The organism is Longimicrobium sp. (assembly GCA_036389135.1).
Lineage (GTDB): Bacteria > Gemmatimonadota > Gemmatimonadetes > Longimicrobiales > Longimicrobiaceae > Longimicrobium.
Genome location: DASVQP010000064.1, coordinates 1 through 16,382, shown reverse-complemented (window position 1 = coordinate 16,382; position 16,382 = coordinate 1). Strand labels below are relative to the sequence as shown.

Below are 16,382 nucleotides of genomic sequence, written 5' to 3'. Positions count from 1 at the left end.
CAGCATTAGAAATCACAGATCAGCTACGTATCGTGATTTAGATTCGGTGGGTCCATATCGACCGATAAATACGCAGATTGTTCATGGGGTTCCATGTTACGGGCTCCCAAATGCTCTTACCATCGCTCTCTTTGAGGTTTGCTGGAAGCTTGTTGTATACGTCCGCTGTGATTCGGGTCGGGAAGTCTGGACTTAAAGCGGCCAACTTCGCCGCGTAGTTGGCTGCCCTGCCAACCCACACCAGATCGTTCGCGCCTCGGATTCCTGTACGCGCAACATACAGCGGACTCGTGTCAATACCCGCGACGTACCGTAGCGTATACGTGTAATTCGGGTACTGCGCCTGCAGAGCGGGCTGAATGATCCGCGTACACGCGTAGTTCAGTTTAAGCGCCGCACGTGCTGCATTTGGGTCTTTCAAGTTCCCTAGAAATACAGCCATTATGCGGTCGCCATCATAGGCGGTGATCTCGCCTCCTTCACCTCGGATCACCTTTGCCGCGCAATACAAGAAGGTCTTGTAGACCTCAGCCGCGAACTGCGGTGTGAACCTGTCTACGAGATTGGTCGATCCGTCCAGATCCGCATAGAGAACGGTTGCTTGGAGCTTCACAGCAGCGTTTGCTAGTTGCACATCATTTGACGTGGGCACAACCGTTCCATCACGTTCGGTCCACTGCTCCTTGAAAATCTTGCGCACTTGTGCGTTAAGGTCGTCGCTGAGTCCCATCGGAGCCCTCGTGCATATTCGGGTAAAGGTGTGCCTACCAGACGCTCTAGGCGAGGTAGCGATCGCTTCCAGCGCCGTACATGAGGTAGACCGCGAGCATCCAAGGGATGATCGCTGCAAACAAGGTGGCCATTGCGAACTTAACGTACCGGTATTTTCGACCAGCAATTTCTGCGTTCCTGTAGCATTGATGTGCCAGATCTTTACGATAATTGCCGATAGGTAGATCAGTGATCTCGGTAACAAACACATCCAGATCTCGTTGTGTTATCCCACCGAAGAAGACGAGGGAGCCCTTTGGCCCGGACGTCTGTGGAAACGCGGCGAAAAAGAGGATAATCAAGGAGGCGAAAATTAAGGCTACCGTGACCGCAGTAGTGAGTCCGGCTCCAAGCGTCCAGTTACCTGGTTTGGGCGCGATCGCAGCAACGACGCCTAGCATGGCCGTGTCAATTGCCATTACGGGCGCCACCTTGTTATCCGCAGCGGCAATCCAAAGCAGCATCCGCTCCAGAGTTTTTTCGAGAACGTCCAAATTCGGGCCTTCTTCCATGACCTTGCCTGCTCAACGGGATCCTCTAAGTGACCTCCATCTCTCATTTAACACTCCGTCGGACGCATCCCTCCGCACGGACAACGAGAGACTGGGCGTGAGAAACTCTGTAGCGTCGCTTCGGTCACCCCGCCTGCAGCACCTCCGCAGGCTGCAGCTGCCCAAGCGCCTGCTCGAGCCGCACGAGCACGCCCTGGATCGCCTCGACGGAGGCGGCGCCGACGGAGAGGCGGAACCAGCCGGAGTCGTCTTGGAATCCAAACGATTGAAAGGGGATCACGGCGGCGCCCGCGCTCTCCAGCAGGAAGCGGCGGATGTCGACGTCGGTGTCGAGCGTCTGGCCGGCGGGGGTGCGGTAGCCGCTGAGGGCGAAGCGGACGCTGAGGTAGATGGCGCCTTCGGGGGCGATGGCGTCCACGGGGAGGCCGCGGTCGCGCAGCGCGACGATGCCGGCGTACAGCAGCTGCAGCCGCTCGTTGATGGCCGCGCGGAAGCCGTCCAGGTACTCGTTCATCGCCGCGTCGTCGCCCAGGAAGCGGGCGACGGCCACCTGCTCGGCGCGCGGAGCCCAGGCGCCCACGTGCCCCAGCAGGCTCGCCATGCGCCGCGTCAGGTCCGCCGGCGCCACCACCCAACCCACGCGCAGCCCGGTGGAGGCGAACGCCTTGGAGGTGCCGTCCACGAAGATGGTGTAGTCGGCCATTGCGGGGCGCAGCGACACGGGGTTGACGTGCCGCACCCCGCCGAAGGTGAGCATCCAGTACACCTGGTCGTACAGCAGGTAGAGCGGGCGCTCGTCCGGCCCGCGCCGCGCGTTCTCCTCCAGCACCAGGTCGCAGATCCCGCCCAGCGCATCGGCGTCGTAGGCGGTGCCGGTGGGGTTGAGCGGCGAGTTGATGACGAGGAGGCGCGCGCCGCGCACGGCATCCTCCAGCGCCTCGCGGGTGGGGAGAAAGCCGCTCTCCGGCCCGCACACCACCGGCCGCCCGCGCGCGCTGGCGAGGTGGACGTAGTGGTTGTTGTTCCACGAGGGGACCGGGTAGACCACGATGTCGCCGGGGTCCACCACGGCGCCGTACGCGCCGTAGAGGCCGGGGCGCGAGCCGCCCGTAATCAGCACGCTCTCCACCGGATACTCCAGCCCCAGCCGGCGGCGGAACATCTCCACGACGGCGCTGCGCAGCGCCGGCATCCCGTCCGAGGGCGGGTAGTTGGTCTCCCCCGCCCGCAGCGCCTCGGTAATCCCCTGCAGCAGCGCGGCGGGGATGGGGAACTGGGACGAGTCGAAGTCGCCGACGGTCAGGTTGCACACGTCGGCCCCGGCGGCGACCATCGCCCGCACCTCCGCCGCGATGCGGAGGATCTCGGAGCCGACCAGGTGAGCCGCCCTCTCGGAGACGCGCAGGTCCATCGTGTTCTCTCCCTTGTTCCGAAGCTCGCGGGCCGGTGCGGCCTGCGCTGGGGGGTGAGGATAACCGCTGCGAAGTGTCGTCCGCAACACACGGCGGGGTGGCGTAACAGCGGGGCTCACGCAGAGGCGCGGAGACGCGGGAGAGAACCGCGCGGGATCAGGCCGCCGGCGGCAACGGCTTGACAATATCGTCAGCATCTCTAACAATGAAACAAGCGCGAGGTGCGGCGGTAGAAGGTGAAGGGCGCGCGGACGCACAGTGCGCTCGGAACTTGCCACACGAATTTGGAAGCACGGCTTCCAATATACGGAACTGAATCGATCGATCGTTTGCTCGACGGCGTAAGCGCCACGCTTGCAACCCTCATCCCGGATTGACCATGGAGCTGACCCACGCGGACCTGACAGGCGCGATGTTCACCACGCTCAAGGAGTTGAGGCACCTGGCGGAGCAGCAGTACGGGCAGCTCTTCGTCCCCACCGAGGTGCTGTCGAAGAGCACGCTGCGCATGGTCGTCGAGCTGCGCCTGGAGGGGCTGGGGCGCGTAGTGCTGCACGCGGAGCGAGCGCGCCACTGGCAACCCTACAGCGTCACGCGCATCGAAAACGCGAGCGACGCCCGCATCCTGCGCATCGCCATCTGAGGACCGCCATTTCGCGCGGAGCCGCGGGGAACACGGAAAAGACACGGTGCAAGCGGCGAGATCCTCCTTTCGATCTCGCCGTTTCCTCCGTGTCTTTGTGTGACGCCGCCGTTCGTTGTTCGTCAGCGTTGCGGCGACGCCGGCTCTCCCCGCGAGGCAATCCCGTAGATGCGTAAGATCGACACCCGCAACTTCAGCCGCGCCACCCGCACCACGCCCAAGGAGATCAACCGCCAGATCGCGCTCAACCTGGTCCGCGAGCACCAGCCGATCTCGCGGGCGGACCTGGCGCGGCACATGGGCGTGGCGCGCGGGATGGTGACGCCGCTGGTGAACGGCCTGCTGGCCGAAGGGCTGATCTACGAAGGAACCACGGGAAACCCACCGCGCGGCCGCAAGCCGACGCTCCTGCACGTGCGCTCGCACGACCGCCTCGCCGTCGCCATCGACGTGCGCCTCAGCCAGACGCACGTGATGCTGTGCGACTTCAGCGGCCAGATGATCGCGCTGGAGCGCTTCGCCACCCCCACCACGCCCACCGAGCTGGTGGCGGAGATGGCGCGCCGCATCGAGCGGATGCTGGCGGACAACCGCGAGGCCGGGGAGTGCGAGGGGATCGGCCTGGTGGTGCCCGGGATGGTGGACCGCGTTACGGGCACCCTCGTGCACGCCCCCACCCTGGGCTGGCGCGACGTGGACCTGCGCGGCGAGCTGAGCCGCGCCACGGGGATGACGGTGCACATCGAGCGCGACGCCATCGCCTGCGCCCTGGCCAAGATGTGGCTCGGCCCGGCGGACGGTGGGGCGCAGGACAGCTTCGTCTACCTCACCGTGTCGGACGGCGTGGGCGCCGGGCTGGTGGTGAACGGCGAGGTGTTCCGCGGCCATCGCGACGCCGCGGGGGAGTTCGGGCACATCCCGCTGGCGCTGGAGGGGCCCTTCTGCCTGTGCGGCTCGCGCGGGTGCCTGGAGGCGCACACCTCCACCTCGGCGACGGTCGCGCGCTACCTGGGCCGCCCCCTGGAAGGCCGCGACAGCTACGCCGAGATCCGCGCCACCGGGCTCACCGTGAGCGACCTGGTGGCGCGCGCGCGCGGCGGCGACGCTCGCGCCCTGGCCGCGCTGGAGGAGAGCGGGCGCTTCCTGGGGGTGGGGATCGCGGTGATCGTGAACGCGCTGAACCCGGCGCGCATCATCGTGGGCGGCGAGCTGCTGGCCGGCTGGGACCTGATCTCGCCCACGATGCACGCCGCCATGAAGGAGCGCACCCTCACCCTGGGCGCCGCCGCCACCCCCGTCATCCCCGAGCCCGCCGACGAACAGACCCGCCTCCGCGGCGCCGCCGCCCTCATCGTGGCTCCAATGTTCGCCGCGGCGGACGTGGGGTGAGCACCCCTCAACTGCAGGGCTTCGCGAGGCACAGAGGGAACTGAAAGGCACAGAGAAACCCCCTCTGCTGTTCTTTCCTTTTCCCTCTGCGTCTCTGTGTGAGGCTGTTCATGCGGTTGGATCCACCTCCACCACCCGCAGCCTCAGGTGCACCGTCGTCCCCTCGCCGGGGGTGGAATCCACCGTCACCTCCCCGCCCCACGACTCCACCAGCCGCCGCACGATGGCCAGCCCCAGCCCGGTGCCGCTGCTGCGGGTCGAGAACTGCGGCTCGAAGATGCGCGGCAGGAGCTCGGGAGGGATCCCCTCGCCCGTGTCCGCGACGTCCAGGTGCAGCCATTCGCCCCCGCCCACCGGCGCGGCGGAGATGCGGATTTCACCGCCGGAGCCGTCCATGGCGCCGCGGGCGTTCTCCAGCAGGTTGATGAGCACTTCCTTCAGCTCCCCCACTCGCGCACGCACGCGCGGCGCGTCGGGCGGCACGTCGAGCGAGTAGAGCACCCCCTCCGCGCCGCCGCCGCCACGGTACAGCGCGAGCGTCTCGCCGGCCACGCGGCCCACGTCCACCGCCTCCACCCCCGCGGCCGTCTCGGCGGGGGTGCCGAAGCGCGCGAACGCACGCGCGATCTCGCCGAGCCGGTCGATCTCGCCGAGCACGGCGTCGGCGTTGCGCTCCAGGATCGCGCCGAAGTCGCCGCGCCCGTCGGCGTAGGCGCGGCGGAGGTGCTGCACGGCGAGCTTCATGGGGGTGAGCGGGTTCTTGATCTCGTGCGCCACCTGCCGCGCCATCTCGCCCCACGCCAGCACGCGCGCCGTGCGGATCTCGGCCGTCACGTCCTCCAGTACCACCACCGCGCCCGGCCGCCCGCTGCGCACCGGGAGCGGACGCAGCCGCAGCCGGATCACGCGCCCCTCCACCTCGCGCTCCTCGCTCCACTCGCCCGTCGTCGCGGCAAGGTCGGAGCCCAGGAAGTTGCGCACCGCCTGCGCGACCGCGGCCGGGAGCGGACGGTCGTCAGGGATGGGCTCGCCGGGCTGCGGCATGGCGCCCAGGATCTGCCCGGCGCGCGGGTTGATCAGCGCCACGCGTCCGTCCGAGTCCAGCGCGATCACCCCCGTGGCAGCCTCGGCGACGATGGCCTCCGTGCGCCGCTTCTCCCCCACCAGCTCCGCCTGCGTCTCGCGGAGGCCGTGCACCATCTCGTTGAATGCGTGGAAGAGGCGCCCGAACTCGTCGCTGCGCTCTTCCGGAAGGCGCACGGAAAGGTCGCCCTCGCCCACGCGCGCGGCGGCCAGGCTCATCCCCTCGATCGGCCGCGAAAGGGCGCGCCCCACGCCCAGCGCCAGGATCACGGAGAGCGCGGCGCCCAGGAGGCCGGCCAGCAGCACCACGTCGGTCAGCTCCCGCTGGCGCCGCGCGATCTCCCCCGCGGACAGCGGCGTGGGCGACGCCAGCACGTCCGCCGCGGCCAGCCGGCGGTACGCGACCAGGTACGGCTGCCCGGCCAGTCGCCGCTCCTCGCGCTCCTCCACCGACTCGCCCACGGCGAAGGCGAGGTAGGTGGGCGGCGCTAGCCAGGTGTGGTACAGCCCCAGGTCGATCACCTCGGGCGATGCGGCCTCGGCCAGCACGCCGTGGTGGTAGAGGAGAAGGTCGATCCCGATGTGCTGCGACACCTCCGCGAGCGTGGAGCCCTGCACCTCGGCCACCGCCTGCGCCAGCCCGCGCTCCGCCACCGCCTCCGCCGTCCTCACCACCTCGCGCGAGAGGGCGCGGTACGCCGTGCCGCCGAACGCGGCCATGGGAAGGAGGAAGAAGGCAAAGAGCGCGATCGTGAGCTGCCCGCGGAAGCTCCACATGCGCCGCCACTGGCCCGATGCGAGCCCCAGCGGCTCGCCGCAGAGCGTACGCGCGGCGGCCCAGAGCGCCACCAGAACGCCCAGGATCAGCACCTGCGCCAGCAGCGCCCTCGCGGCCAGGATCTCCGTCGATGGCGTGGGCACCAGCAGGTGCGCGTGCTGCGGCCCGCTCGGGAAGCGCACCGCGGCCTCGCTTCGCCAACCGTGCTCCGCGCGCACCCAGCGCATTCCGCCGGGCGGAATCGCGGGGCGGCCCGCCGCGGGAGCCAGTGAGAGCGCCACCGCGTCGCCGGCGCCCGCGTCCTCCTCCGGGTCCAGGAAGCGGGCCAGCGCGGTGGAGCGCCCCAGGTGCCGTCGCGGCGGCACCGCCACCGACACCGTCTGGCCTCCAGGCAGCGTCACCGCCAGCAGGTACTGGAGCTGGTCCGAATCGGTGAAGCGCTGCACCATCGGCTCCTCCGCCTCGCGCGCGGCGCGGAGCACCTCGGCCACGCGGTCGGCGGGGATCTGCGCGTCGCTCAGCCGCAGCTCGGCCGCGGGGCTCTCCCCCGTCCACAGCGTGACGCGCGCCTCGTAGCCCTCCTTCGCCAACCCGCTCTCCACCCACGACTGGTACAGGAGGCTCACCCCCTGGCGCCCTTCGGCCGCGAAGAAGAGGACACGCTCCGCGAACTGGCGCAGGAGGAAGTCGAGGAAAGGATCGGCCTGCGTACCCAGGCGCCCCAGGTCGCTCTCGGCCTCGGCGAGGCGGGCGTTCTGGTGCATCAGCCAGAGGTGCGGAAGCGCCACCGACCCCGCGATCCACCCCGCCAGCGCCCAGGGGAGGAGCGCGCCCCGGCCCGCCCCGCGCCGTCCCACGCCGGCCGCGGCCAGGGCAAAGGGGACGGCCCACAGCGCAGCCGTCCACAGCGGGAGCTCGCGCCCGGGGCGCCACCAGAGCACCACCGCCGCTCCCAGCGCCACCGACAGCACCGCCGCCGCCACCACCAGCCCGCCGCGCCACCGGGGCGACTCGCGCCCCTCGCCCTCGCCGAGCAGCGCGCGCAGCGGGAGGGCGGCCAGGAGCGCGGTGGCGGCAACCAGCGCCAGCCCGCCCGCGGGGTGCGCCGCCAGCGCCCCCGCCGCCGCCGATGCGCGCACCAGCGCGATCGCCCCCACCAGCGCACCCGCGGCGAGCAGCGCCCGCGCGGCCAGCGGCACCCGGTCCGCCAGCGGCAGCGACCGCGAGCGGGAGAGGAGCCACACCGCCAGCGCCGCCAGTACCACCAGCAGCTGCCCCAGCGTGGCATCGCCGGGGAGTGGGATGACGAAACCGAGCGGGGAGAAGAGGTCGCCCGCCGCACCCATCGCCCCCCACGGAAGCACGAAGAGCGCGGCGGCCACGGCGGCCAGCGGCACGCCCCAGCCGCGGTCCCCCCGCGCCCAGGCGATCCCCAGCAGGACGACGGCCGCCAGCCACGCCAGCGCCACCGCCCAGCGCCCGCGGAGGACGATGCGCTCCCGCCACGTCTCCTGCGTCAGCGTGGCGAAGACGACGCTCAGGATGGGCCCCTGGTACCCCGTCCAGTCCCACGCCGAGTCCTGCGGCGCGAACTCGGGCGTGGTGAAGCGCGGCGCCACGCCGTACCTGCGCCCAAAGGTCTCCGCGTACGGCGGCGTCCCCTCGCCCACCTCCACGTGCGCCTCCAGCAGCTCCGCCGCCACCGCGACGCGCCCGTTGGGAAGGCGGTTGGTGAAGTACAGGTAGCCGAAGAGAGGCCCCGCGGAGTACGAGTAGAAGTGGTGCCCCGCGCGCACCGAATCCGGTACGGTGCCGCGATGCTCCCCCGCCCACACCAGCGGCGAACCGTCTGGCTCGTACACGGCCAGCGCGGTGACGTTGCGCTCGCGCCGGATCCGCTCCATGCGCGCGAAAAGGGCCGCGTTCGCCGCCCGCGCGCTACCGGCCGCACGCGCCGCCTCCGCCACGGCCAGGGTGTCGCGGTCGAACATGTCGTCGAGGCCCTGCTTGACCTCGGCGCCGACGCGGTTTTCGGCGGCGAAGCGCACGCGCTCCCAGCTGCGCGCCCCTTCCCCCAGGCGCAACTGGAACGATGCCCCTATACTGACGCCCAGCGCGAGCGCCATCGCCACGCTCCAGCGCCACCGGGGAGCCACCTCGCGCGCCAGCGCGGCCCAGAGAATGCCCCCAGCCGTGGCGACGGCGAGCCACACCGGCGACAGCAGGAGGATCCACGCGGCCAGCGACAGCGTGGCGCCCCACGCCGCGGCCCAGGCGAGCGCCTGCGGGCGCCGCACCCTCTCAGCCCAGCGCAGCATGACCCCCGAACCCCGTCCCGCACACCCGGCCTATGCCCTCAACGACCTTCCCTGGAGCGAGGTGGCCGCGCGCGTGGCCACGGAGCGGCGGCTGATCCTCCCCATCGGCGTGTGCGACCAGTACGGGCCGCACCTGCCGCTGGGCGCCGGCACCCGCGTGGTGGAGGCGCTGGCGGACGACCTGGCGCGGGAGTTCGGCGTCCTGCGCGCGCCGGTCTTCCCGTTCGGCGTCAACGTCCCCGCCGAAGCGGACTACGCGGGCACGGCGGCGCTGCGCGCAAAGACGCTGCACCGCGCGCTCAACGAGGTGGCGGCGGCGTGGGCGGCGCACGGCTTCAACGAGTTCATCGCCATCACCGCCTCGCCGCACGACCCGCACGTGGAGGCCATCGCCACCATCCGGGCGCCTCACGCACGGGTCCGAGTGGTGGACGCGCTCTCTGTGGACCTGTCTCAATTCGTGGAGGGGTCGGGGGGGCCCGAGCACGGGGGCGAGGCGCTGACCTCGATCCTCCTCCACCTGCACCCCGAGCGGGTGAGGATGGAGGACGCCAGGGACTTCCGCATGGACGCGGACGAGTTCCGCCGCTTCACCCGCGGCCAGCTGAAGCGCCTTCCCGCCGGCTGCCCCGGCTCCGTGGGCGAGCCTACCCGTGCCACGGCGGAGAAAGGGCGGCGCATGTACGAACATATCCTCCAGAAGATACGTCACAAGGTCTTCATCGCTCCGCCGCGCGATGAGGAGGAGTGAGACGAGGAACGGCGGTTTCAGACGGAGACACAGAGGGAAACGAAAGAACAGCGGGAAGGGTTCTCTGCGTCTTGCGGTTTTCTCCGTGGCCTCTGTGTGAGGCGCCGTTCCTCTGCTCTCGCGGGGGAGCCCGCGCCTTGCATGGGAAACACCATGCTCCCCCGCGGGGTACGACCTTATGGAACCCGCACGGGCGGGACTTCACATGACGGGGCGCCGCGGCGTCCCCGGGAGATGATGATGACCAAGCAAAGTACGAAGCTCGTCCGGATCGCGCTCGCGGCACTCGCGGCGCTGGCGCCGGTTTCGGCCGGGGCCCAGTCCGGCGGATCGGACCAGGGGACCTTTCGCGTCTACGTGGGCGACCGCGAAGTGGGGACGGAGGAGTTCACCATCCGCCAGATCGGCAGCGGCGAGACCTCCGAGTTCACCGCCAACGGCCGCGTCGCGCTGCGCCTGGAGAGCGGGACGCTGGAGCTGACCCCACGCCTCCGCGCACGCGGGCTCTCCGCCGACCCCGCATCCTACCAGGTGGACGTCGGCGGCGACTCGCCCCGCAAGATCGTGGGCAACGTGGGCGGTGGCCGCTTCAGCGCCCGCATCGTGACCGCTGCCGGCGAGCAGCTCCGCGAGTACGCCGCCAGCACCGGCGCGCTGGTGCTCGATGAGGGAGTGGCGCACCACTACTTCTTCCTGGCCCAGCGGCTCCGCTCCGGGCGCGTGCCCATCATCGTCCCCCGCGAGAACCGCCAGGTGATGGCCACCGTCACCTCGCGCGGCGAGGAGCGCGTGGACATCAACGGTACGCAGGTGAGCCTCTACCACCTCGTGGTGCAGCCCGCCGGTGCCGGCGTCCAGCACGTCTGGGTGGATGCCCTCAACCGCGTCATCCGCGTCGAGATCCCCGACCGCGGCTACCGCGCCGTCCGCACCGAGATCCCGCGGTAGCGAACTCGGCCAGCATCCCGAGTCGATCGAACAGCGCCCGTGCAAACTCCTGCACGGGCGCTGTTTCTTTAGGGTTGCTCGATGGAAGGCCAACGCGTAACTTGTAGATGTGCATTACTAGTGGATATACAACAGATACAAGGCGGGACAGGATGGCGCGGAAGGCATACGGCGAAAAGGCACTCGATCCAGGCGAGGGCAAGGGCGCTGCCGCAGAGCCGGTGACGGGGCCGCGTGGCAAGGCTGCGTACACTTATGGCATCCCGCGTGGAACGAAGCGCGTTGCCGTACGCGAGAAGCAGACGGATGCGTTCAAGATGTTCCAGGGGCAGCAGGGTACACAGGTTTTCTACCAGGATGCCGGAGTGGGCTCGGCGCGCGCAAAGAAGAAGCGCGTTTCTGCGAAGTCGTTTCGTGAAGGGATCGAGCAGTCGCTGCAAAGCCGGGCGCTGGAGGTCTTCCGCGCCGCGCTCAAGCGCATGACGCCGGAGCAGCTTCAGCATGCGGTGGGGGCTTCGACGGCCGCGGGGACGATCGTCGAGGTCCTGAACGCGTCTCCGGACGTCGGGCTGCGCAAGGAGACGGCGATGACGCGGGCGCTGGCTCGAGGGGCAGTCGCGAAGCAGGAGATGATCCAGGAGTCGGGTGGCTGCTTCTCGTCCGGCCAGGTCGCGAAGCTGCTCGGGATAACGCAGTCCGGCGTGAACCTCCGCCGCAGCCGGAGCGGGATACTCGCCGTTCCGCTCTCAGGCGGTGAGTGGGGCTTTCCCGCACGACAGTTCCAGGATGGAGAGCTGCGCCCCGGCCTTGCCGAAGTGCTGCGCGCGGGCAGCGCGATGAGCCCGTGGGTTCTTCTTTCGATCCTGCTCGATCCCGTTCCCGGTTCCAAGGATACGGTCATCCTCGACGCGCTGGACCGGCCCGAGGTACGCGAGGACATGCTCAACAGGATCGCTACGTACGGACACCACGTCGCGTCCTGATGGCGATCGCATTATCTGCAAAGCCTCCGGTCGTGGGAGTTCCGGTGTCGCGTGCCCTCTGGAGGCTGCACCGGAGAGACCTGGGCGCGATCTGGTTTGGACCGAGAGCTACGGCTATGGGCCGCTTCGACGATCCGGCGCTCGGCTTCGGCGTGCTCTATTTAGGTGAGACTCCAGGAGTGACCGTGCTGGAGACCCTCATACGAGGCACCTCACGCTGCACGGTACGGCGGGCAGATTGGAAGAGTTGCGTGGTCTCACGCGTGCGGCTCTCGGAGAAGCTCCAGGTGCTCCAGTTCGAGGGGAGGCGCCTCCCCGAGTTCGGTATCGGGGCGGAGCGGGCACACGCGGGCGCGTACGATGAGTGCCAGGCGCTCTCCGCGGAAGTGCATGCGACGTTGCCGTACGTCGACGGCATCCAGTACCGTTCACGATGGGACCCGAGTCGCCTCTGCTGGGCGGTGTTCGACCGCGCGGCGCACAAGATCGCCGGAGCGGAACCCCCGGAGCCGCTGCACGGAAGCGCGATCGGCGAAGAGGTGCTTGACACATATCCGATCCTCGTACTCTGAGCACCGTGTATCCGCAGCGAACTCTCCCTCCACGGCTCCGCGTGAAACAATCGGGATGCCCGGCCACGTACCGGACGCCGAGGGAATTACCTCCGGCGCGCATCGGCGTTAGATTGTGGCTTCCCTCCGCACCGCCCCAAAAACCTCCTCATACGGTCATGTCCTCCATCGAAGCGCACACATCCGTCCATTCCGAAGCGGAGGCCACGGGCCCCGGCTCGCTCGGGCGCCGCATCCTGGACACCTTTGTATCCCCCGGCGAGCTGTTCTCGCGCCTCGGGACCGCGCCGCCCTGGGTGGACGTGCTCATGGTGGCGGCGCTGGTCACCACCGCCGCCATGGTCCTGATCCCGAGCGAGGTGTGGCTGGAATCCTCGCGCGAGGCGCTGAACAACATGACGGACCCCAGGGCCCGTGAAGCCATGAGCGCCGAGACGATGGCGCGCTACAGCCGCATATCGGCGCCGATCGGCGCGTTCATCGGCACTTTCTTGACCGCCTTCATCGTGGCCGGACTGCTGAAACTGGTGTTCGGGGTGATGATGGGCGGCGAGGCGACCTTTGCGCAGTACCGCGGCGTGGTCTCGCACGCGGCGCTGATCAGCGCACTCGGGCTGGTCGTGACGCTTCCGATCTGGATCGTGACCGGCGACATGACGACGCAGCTCTCCGCGGCGCTGCTGGCGCCGGACCTTCCCAAGGGGGTGGTGCGCTCGCTGCTGCAGGCGCTGGCCGTATTCAACATCTGGTGGCTCGCGGTGGTGGCGCTGGGCGTGGCCGCAGTCAACCGCGGCAAGGTGTCGATGGCCGCCGCGGCGGGCGTGATCTTTGGCGTCTTCTTCGCCATCTCCGCGGTGGCGGGGCTGATCGCGGGGCGCTGAAATGTTGGAAAAAGGGCCGTAAACCGCTATACTTCATGCAGTAACGCCCAGCGTCCACGGGGATCTCTCCCCGGGCGCCGGGGCGCGCGAACCCGCTGAAACTTCTCTCTCCGGCACCCCGTAGGGGGCGCCATCCGCGGTGCACTCGCACGCGCAGTATCCGCACTTCACCGGCAACTTCCTATGCACAGCCACCGCCGCCACACGGGCGCCCTGGTCTTCGCGGCCCTGGCCGTCCTCGCCTCGCCGCTCGCCGCGCAGCAGCCCACCGGCCAGCAGCCCGCTCCGCACCAGGGCGGGCTCACCCTCGAAGAGGCCATCACCACGGCCCGCACCGGTAACCCGGACCTGCTGGCCCAGCGCAACGACCAGCGCGGCACCCGCGCCGCCGTCCGCTCCGCCCGCGCCGACCTCTACCTTCCCTCCGCCAACGCCCAGGCCGACTTCGGCTACACGGGGCCCGGCGTGCAGCGCTTCGGGAGCGAGGTGTTCGGCGTGCGGCCGCAGTACTACTCCAGCGGCTACTACGTGGGGATCGGGTACGAGCTGAGCGGCGCCAAGCTGATGCAGCCCCGCATCGCTCGGGCGCAGGAGAACGCGACGGCGCGGCGGGTGGAAGGGTTCGAGGCCAACATGGTGAGCCAGGTGGCGCAGCAGTACCTCACCGCCCTGCAGGCCGGCGAGCTGGCCGCGCAGGCGGAGCGCGAGGTGGCCCGCACCATCGAGCACGAGCGCCTTGCCAAGGCCCGCCTGGAGGTGGGCGCGGGGACGCCGCTGGACGTGCGCCGCGCCGAGGTGCAGCGCGGCCAGGCCGAGGTGGCGCTCCTGCAGCAGCGGAACGCGCACGCCACCGAGGTGCTGCGGCTGGGGCTGGCGATGGGCCGCTCCATCCCGGCGGACACGCGACTCACCTCCAACTTCACCCTGTTCGAGCCGCGCTGGACGGCGGAGGAGCTGGTGGCGATGGCGCAGGCGAACAACCCCAACCTGGCTTCGGCGCGCGCCAACGTCTCGGCGGCGCGTACGGGGATCCGGGCGGCGCGCTCGCAGTACCTTCCCACGCTCGGCTTCAGCGCGGGCTTCCGGGGGTCGGTGTACAGCGCCGGCAACCTGAACCCGCTCTACCAATCGGCGCTGGACAACACCGGCGCCCGCTACGAGGGGTGCCTGCAGTCGAACCAGCTCGCCCCGCTGCTGGGGCAGCCGCAGCGGCCTTGCGGCCAGTTCGACGTGAACAACCCGGCCGTGGCGGACAGCGTGCGCGGCTCCGTCAGAGACGCCAACCCGCGCTTCCCCTTTGGCTACGAGCGGCAGCCGCTCTCGGCCGGCCTCAGCTTCTCGCTCCCCATCTTCAACGGCCTGCAGCGCGAGCGGCGGATCGAGGAGGCGCGGGTGAGCGCGCAGGACGCCGAGCTCCAGGTGCGCATGCAGGAGCTGCAGCTTCGCACCAACGTGGAAACCGCGCTGCTCTCGCTGCGCACCGCGTACGGCGCCGCCCAGCTGCAGGAGCAGGTGGTGCAGCGCGCCGGCGAGGAGCTGCGGCTGGCGCAGGAGCGCTTCCGCTTCGGCGCGACCAGCTCCGTGGAGGTCACCGACGCGCTGACCTCGCTTCGTGAGGCCGAGCGCGCCCGCATCGACGCCGTGTACAACTTCCACAAGTCGCTGGCCGCGCTCGAAGCGCTGGTCGGACGCTCCCTTCGCTGACGCACCGGCCCCTGCCGGTAGAGGAAATTAGTGACGATGTCGAGCAAGAAGATCATCATCGGGGTGGCGATCCTGGCGTCCGTGGGCGGGCTGGCCGGGGTGGCGGTGGCCAAGCGCGGCCCCAGCGGCGCGCTGGTGCGCACCGAGGTGGTGGCGCGGCGCGACCTGGTGTCGGTGGTGACGGCCAGCGGCAAGATCGAGCCGAAGCGCAAGGTGGACATCTCGGCCGACATCCCGGGCCGGGTGATCCGGGTGGCGGTGGAGGAGGGGCAGTGGGTGGACCGGGGCGCGCTCCTCATCAGCATCGACCCCAGCCAGTACCAGAGCGCGGTGCGCCGCGCCGAGGCGGCGGTGGCGCAGTCCCGCGCACGCGAGGCGCAGGCCCGCGCGCAACTCCTGAAAGCGCAGAACGACGCGCGCCGCGCGGAGATGCTGTCGCAGGGCAAGGACCAGCTGATCTCCGCACAGGACCTGGACCAGGCGCGCACGCAGGGGAACGTGGCCGGCGCCGAGCTGCAGGCCGCCCGCTACGCCGTGGCGCAGGCGCAGGCCGCCCTCAGCGAGGCGCGCGACAACCTTTCCAAGACCACCATCGTGGCGCCGATGAGCGGCCGCGTCACCCGCCTCAACATCGAGGAAGGGGAGACGGCGGTGGTGGGGACGATGAACAACCCCGGCTCGCTGCTGCTGACGGTGGCGGACCTGAGCGTCATGGAGGCCAAGATCAAGGTCGACGAGACCGAGGTCCCCAACGTGAGCATCGGCGACAGCGCGGCGGTGCGCATCGACGCCTTCCCTGACCAGAGCTTCAGCGGCCGCGTGACCCGCATCGGCAACAGCGCGGTGCAGACCGCCGCCGGGCAGGCCGGCGCCAGCGACCAGCAGTCGGTGGACTTCGAGGTGGTCATCACCCTGGACAACCCACCCGCCTCGCTGCGCCCCGACCTCTCCGCCACGGCCGACGTGGTTACGGAGTCGCGCCGCAACGTGCTCTCGGTGCCCATCATCGCGCTGACGGTGCGCGACCGCGAGGGGAAGAAGTTCTCGCAGGACGCGGACGACGACGGCGACGCGGAGCAGCCCGCCGCGCAGGTGGAGGCCGACAAGCGCTCGCGCCGCGCCAACGAGGTGATGGGCGTGTTCGTGATGCGCGACGGGAAGGCGGACTGGGTGCCGGTGGAGATCGGCATCGCCGGCGACCGCTACTTCGAGATCCGCAAGGGGCTCCGCGGCGGCGAGACGGTCGTCTCCGGCAGCTACCAGGCCGTGCGCGACCTGCAGGACGACGACGCGGTGCGGGTGGAGACGCCCAAGGAAGGGGAGCAGGCGAAGGCGAAGGGGGCGAAGTGACCACCGCGCTGATCGAGGTCCGCGGGCTCCAGAAGCAGTACGTGATGGGCGCGGAGACCGTGCGCGCCCTCCGCGGAGTGGACCTGGTGATCGAGCGCAACGAGTACGTGGCCATCATGGGCCCGTCCGGCTCGGGCAAGTCCACGTTCATGAACCTGATCGGCTGCCTGGACACGCCGAGCGCCGGCGACTACGTGCTCAACGGCCAGCCCGTGGCGGGGATGAAGGACGACGACCTGGCTCGCATCCGCAACCGCGAGATCGGCTTCGTCTTCCAGACCTTCAAC

14 protein-coding genes are annotated in these 16,382 nt (G+C 69.8%); 10 read left to right on the top strand and 4 right to left on the bottom strand.

The window, feature by feature from the left end; genetic code table 11:
• Positions 1-37: 37 nt before the first annotated feature.
• The 3 genes from VF584_15705 to VF584_15695 form a co-directional block, all read right to left on the bottom strand.
• Positions 38-730, bottom strand: a complete 693-nt coding sequence (locus tag VF584_15705; GenBank protein HEX8211618.1) for a hypothetical protein — start codon at positions 728-730, stop codon at positions 38-40.
• Between the two features lie 46 nt (positions 731-776).
• Positions 777-1,283: a Pycsar system effector family protein gene (locus VF584_15700; protein ID HEX8211617.1), complete on the bottom strand. Its 507-nt coding sequence runs from the start codon at positions 1,281-1,283 to the stop codon at positions 777-779.
• A gap of 124 nt (positions 1,284-1,407) precedes the next feature.
• The gene (locus VF584_15695) at positions 1,408-2,694 is read right to left on the bottom strand and encodes an aminotransferase class I/II-fold pyridoxal phosphate-dependent enzyme (GenBank protein ID HEX8211616.1); all 1,287 of its coding nucleotides are present in this window, start codon (positions 2,692-2,694) and stop codon (positions 1,408-1,410) included.
• 380 nt (positions 2,695-3,074) lie between these two features.
• Between VF584_15695 and VF584_15690 the strand changes: the two genes are divergently transcribed.
• Together VF584_15690 and VF584_15685 are read left to right on the top strand one after the other, a co-directional pair.
• Positions 3,075-3,338, top strand: coding sequence for a hypothetical protein (locus tag VF584_15690; GenBank protein ID HEX8211615.1), 264 nt, complete (start codon positions 3,075-3,077; stop codon positions 3,336-3,338).
• Positions 3,339-3,506: 168 nt separating this feature from the next.
• Positions 3,507-4,727 (top strand): ROK family transcriptional regulator, encoded by a 1,221-nt coding sequence (locus VF584_15685; GenBank protein ID HEX8211614.1) that lies wholly within the window; start codon positions 3,507-3,509, stop codon positions 4,725-4,727.
• A 108-nt stretch (positions 4,728-4,835) separates the two neighbouring features.
• Here VF584_15685 and VF584_15680 read toward each other — a convergent pair whose 3' ends face one another.
• Positions 4,836-8,906, bottom strand: coding sequence for an ATP-binding protein (locus VF584_15680; protein HEX8211613.1), 4,071 nt, complete (start codon positions 8,904-8,906; stop codon positions 4,836-4,838).
• Here VF584_15680 and VF584_15675 point away from each other — a divergent pair.
• The 8 genes from VF584_15675 to VF584_15640 form a co-directional block, all read left to right on the top strand.
• A complete protein-coding gene (locus tag VF584_15675; GenBank protein ID HEX8211612.1) occupies positions 8,905-9,657 on the top strand; it encodes a creatininase family protein in 753 nt (250 codons plus the stop codon). The genes VF584_15680 and VF584_15675 overlap by 2 nt on opposite strands.
• Positions 9,658-9,897: 240 nt before the next feature.
• Positions 9,898-10,605, top strand: a complete 708-nt coding sequence (locus VF584_15670) for a hypothetical protein (GenBank protein ID HEX8211611.1) — start codon at positions 9,898-9,900, stop codon at positions 10,603-10,605.
• A gap of 152 nt (positions 10,606-10,757) precedes the next feature.
• Positions 10,758-11,588: a hypothetical protein gene (locus tag VF584_15665; GenBank protein HEX8211610.1), complete on the top strand. Its 831-nt coding sequence runs from the start codon at positions 10,758-10,760 to the stop codon at positions 11,586-11,588.
• Positions 11,588-12,160, top strand: a complete 573-nt coding sequence (locus tag VF584_15660) for an RES family NAD+ phosphorylase (GenBank protein ID HEX8211609.1) — start codon at positions 11,588-11,590, stop codon at positions 12,158-12,160. The genes VF584_15665 and VF584_15660 overlap by 1 nt, the downstream gene beginning before the upstream one ends.
• A 158-nt stretch (positions 12,161-12,318) precedes the next feature.
• The gene (locus VF584_15655; protein ID HEX8211608.1) at positions 12,319-13,041 is read left to right on the top strand and encodes a YIP1 family protein; all 723 of its coding nucleotides are present in this window, start codon (positions 12,319-12,321) and stop codon (positions 13,039-13,041) included.
• 183 nt (positions 13,042-13,224) lie between these two features.
• On the top strand, positions 13,225-14,745 hold the full coding sequence (locus VF584_15650; protein ID HEX8211607.1) for a TolC family protein: 1,521 nt from the start codon (positions 13,225-13,227) through the stop codon (positions 14,743-14,745).
• 36 nt (positions 14,746-14,781) lie between these two features.
• Positions 14,782-16,095 (top strand): efflux RND transporter periplasmic adaptor subunit, encoded by a 1,314-nt coding sequence (locus VF584_15645; GenBank protein HEX8211606.1) that lies wholly within the window; start codon positions 14,782-14,784, stop codon positions 16,093-16,095.
• Positions 16,092-16,382: ATP-binding cassette domain-containing protein (locus tag VF584_15640; GenBank protein HEX8211605.1), on the top strand; the 291-nt coding region annotated here is incomplete at its 3' end. The genes VF584_15645 and VF584_15640, both read left to right, overlap by 4 nt.

Excerpts from the sequence above, each read along its gene's own strand:
- VF584_15705 (HEX8211618.1), bottom strand. The coding sequence starts at position 730 with ATGGGACTCAGCGACGACCTTAACGCACAAGTGCGCAAGATTTTCAAG.
- VF584_15700 (HEX8211617.1), bottom strand. The coding sequence starts at position 1,283 with ATGGAAGAAGGCCCGAATTTGGACGTTCTCGAAAAAACTCTGGAGCGG.
- VF584_15695 (HEX8211616.1), bottom strand. The coding sequence starts at position 2,694 with ATGGACCTGCGCGTCTCCGAGAGGGCGGCTCACCTGGTCGGCTCCGAG.
- VF584_15690 (HEX8211615.1), top strand. The coding sequence starts at position 3,075 with ATGGAGCTGACCCACGCGGACCTGACAGGCGCGATGTTCACCACGCTC.
- VF584_15685 (HEX8211614.1), top strand. The coding sequence starts at position 3,507 with ATGCGTAAGATCGACACCCGCAACTTCAGCCGCGCCACCCGCACCACG.
- VF584_15675 (HEX8211612.1), top strand. The coding sequence starts at position 8,905 with ATGACCCCCGAACCCCGTCCCGCACACCCGGCCTATGCCCTCAACGAC.
- VF584_15680 (HEX8211613.1), bottom strand. The coding sequence starts at position 8,906 with ATGCTGCGCTGGGCTGAGAGGGTGCGGCGCCCGCAGGCGCTCGCCTGG.
- VF584_15670 (HEX8211611.1), top strand. The coding sequence starts at position 9,898 with ATGACCAAGCAAAGTACGAAGCTCGTCCGGATCGCGCTCGCGGCACTC.
- VF584_15665 (HEX8211610.1), top strand. The coding sequence starts at position 10,758 with ATGGCGCGGAAGGCATACGGCGAAAAGGCACTCGATCCAGGCGAGGGC.
- VF584_15660 (HEX8211609.1), top strand. The coding sequence starts at position 11,588 with ATGGCGATCGCATTATCTGCAAAGCCTCCGGTCGTGGGAGTTCCGGTG.
- VF584_15655 (HEX8211608.1), top strand. The coding sequence starts at position 12,319 with ATGTCCTCCATCGAAGCGCACACATCCGTCCATTCCGAAGCGGAGGCC.
- VF584_15650 (HEX8211607.1), top strand. The coding sequence starts at position 13,225 with ATGCACAGCCACCGCCGCCACACGGGCGCCCTGGTCTTCGCGGCCCTG.
- VF584_15645 (HEX8211606.1), top strand. The coding sequence starts at position 14,782 with ATGTCGAGCAAGAAGATCATCATCGGGGTGGCGATCCTGGCGTCCGTG.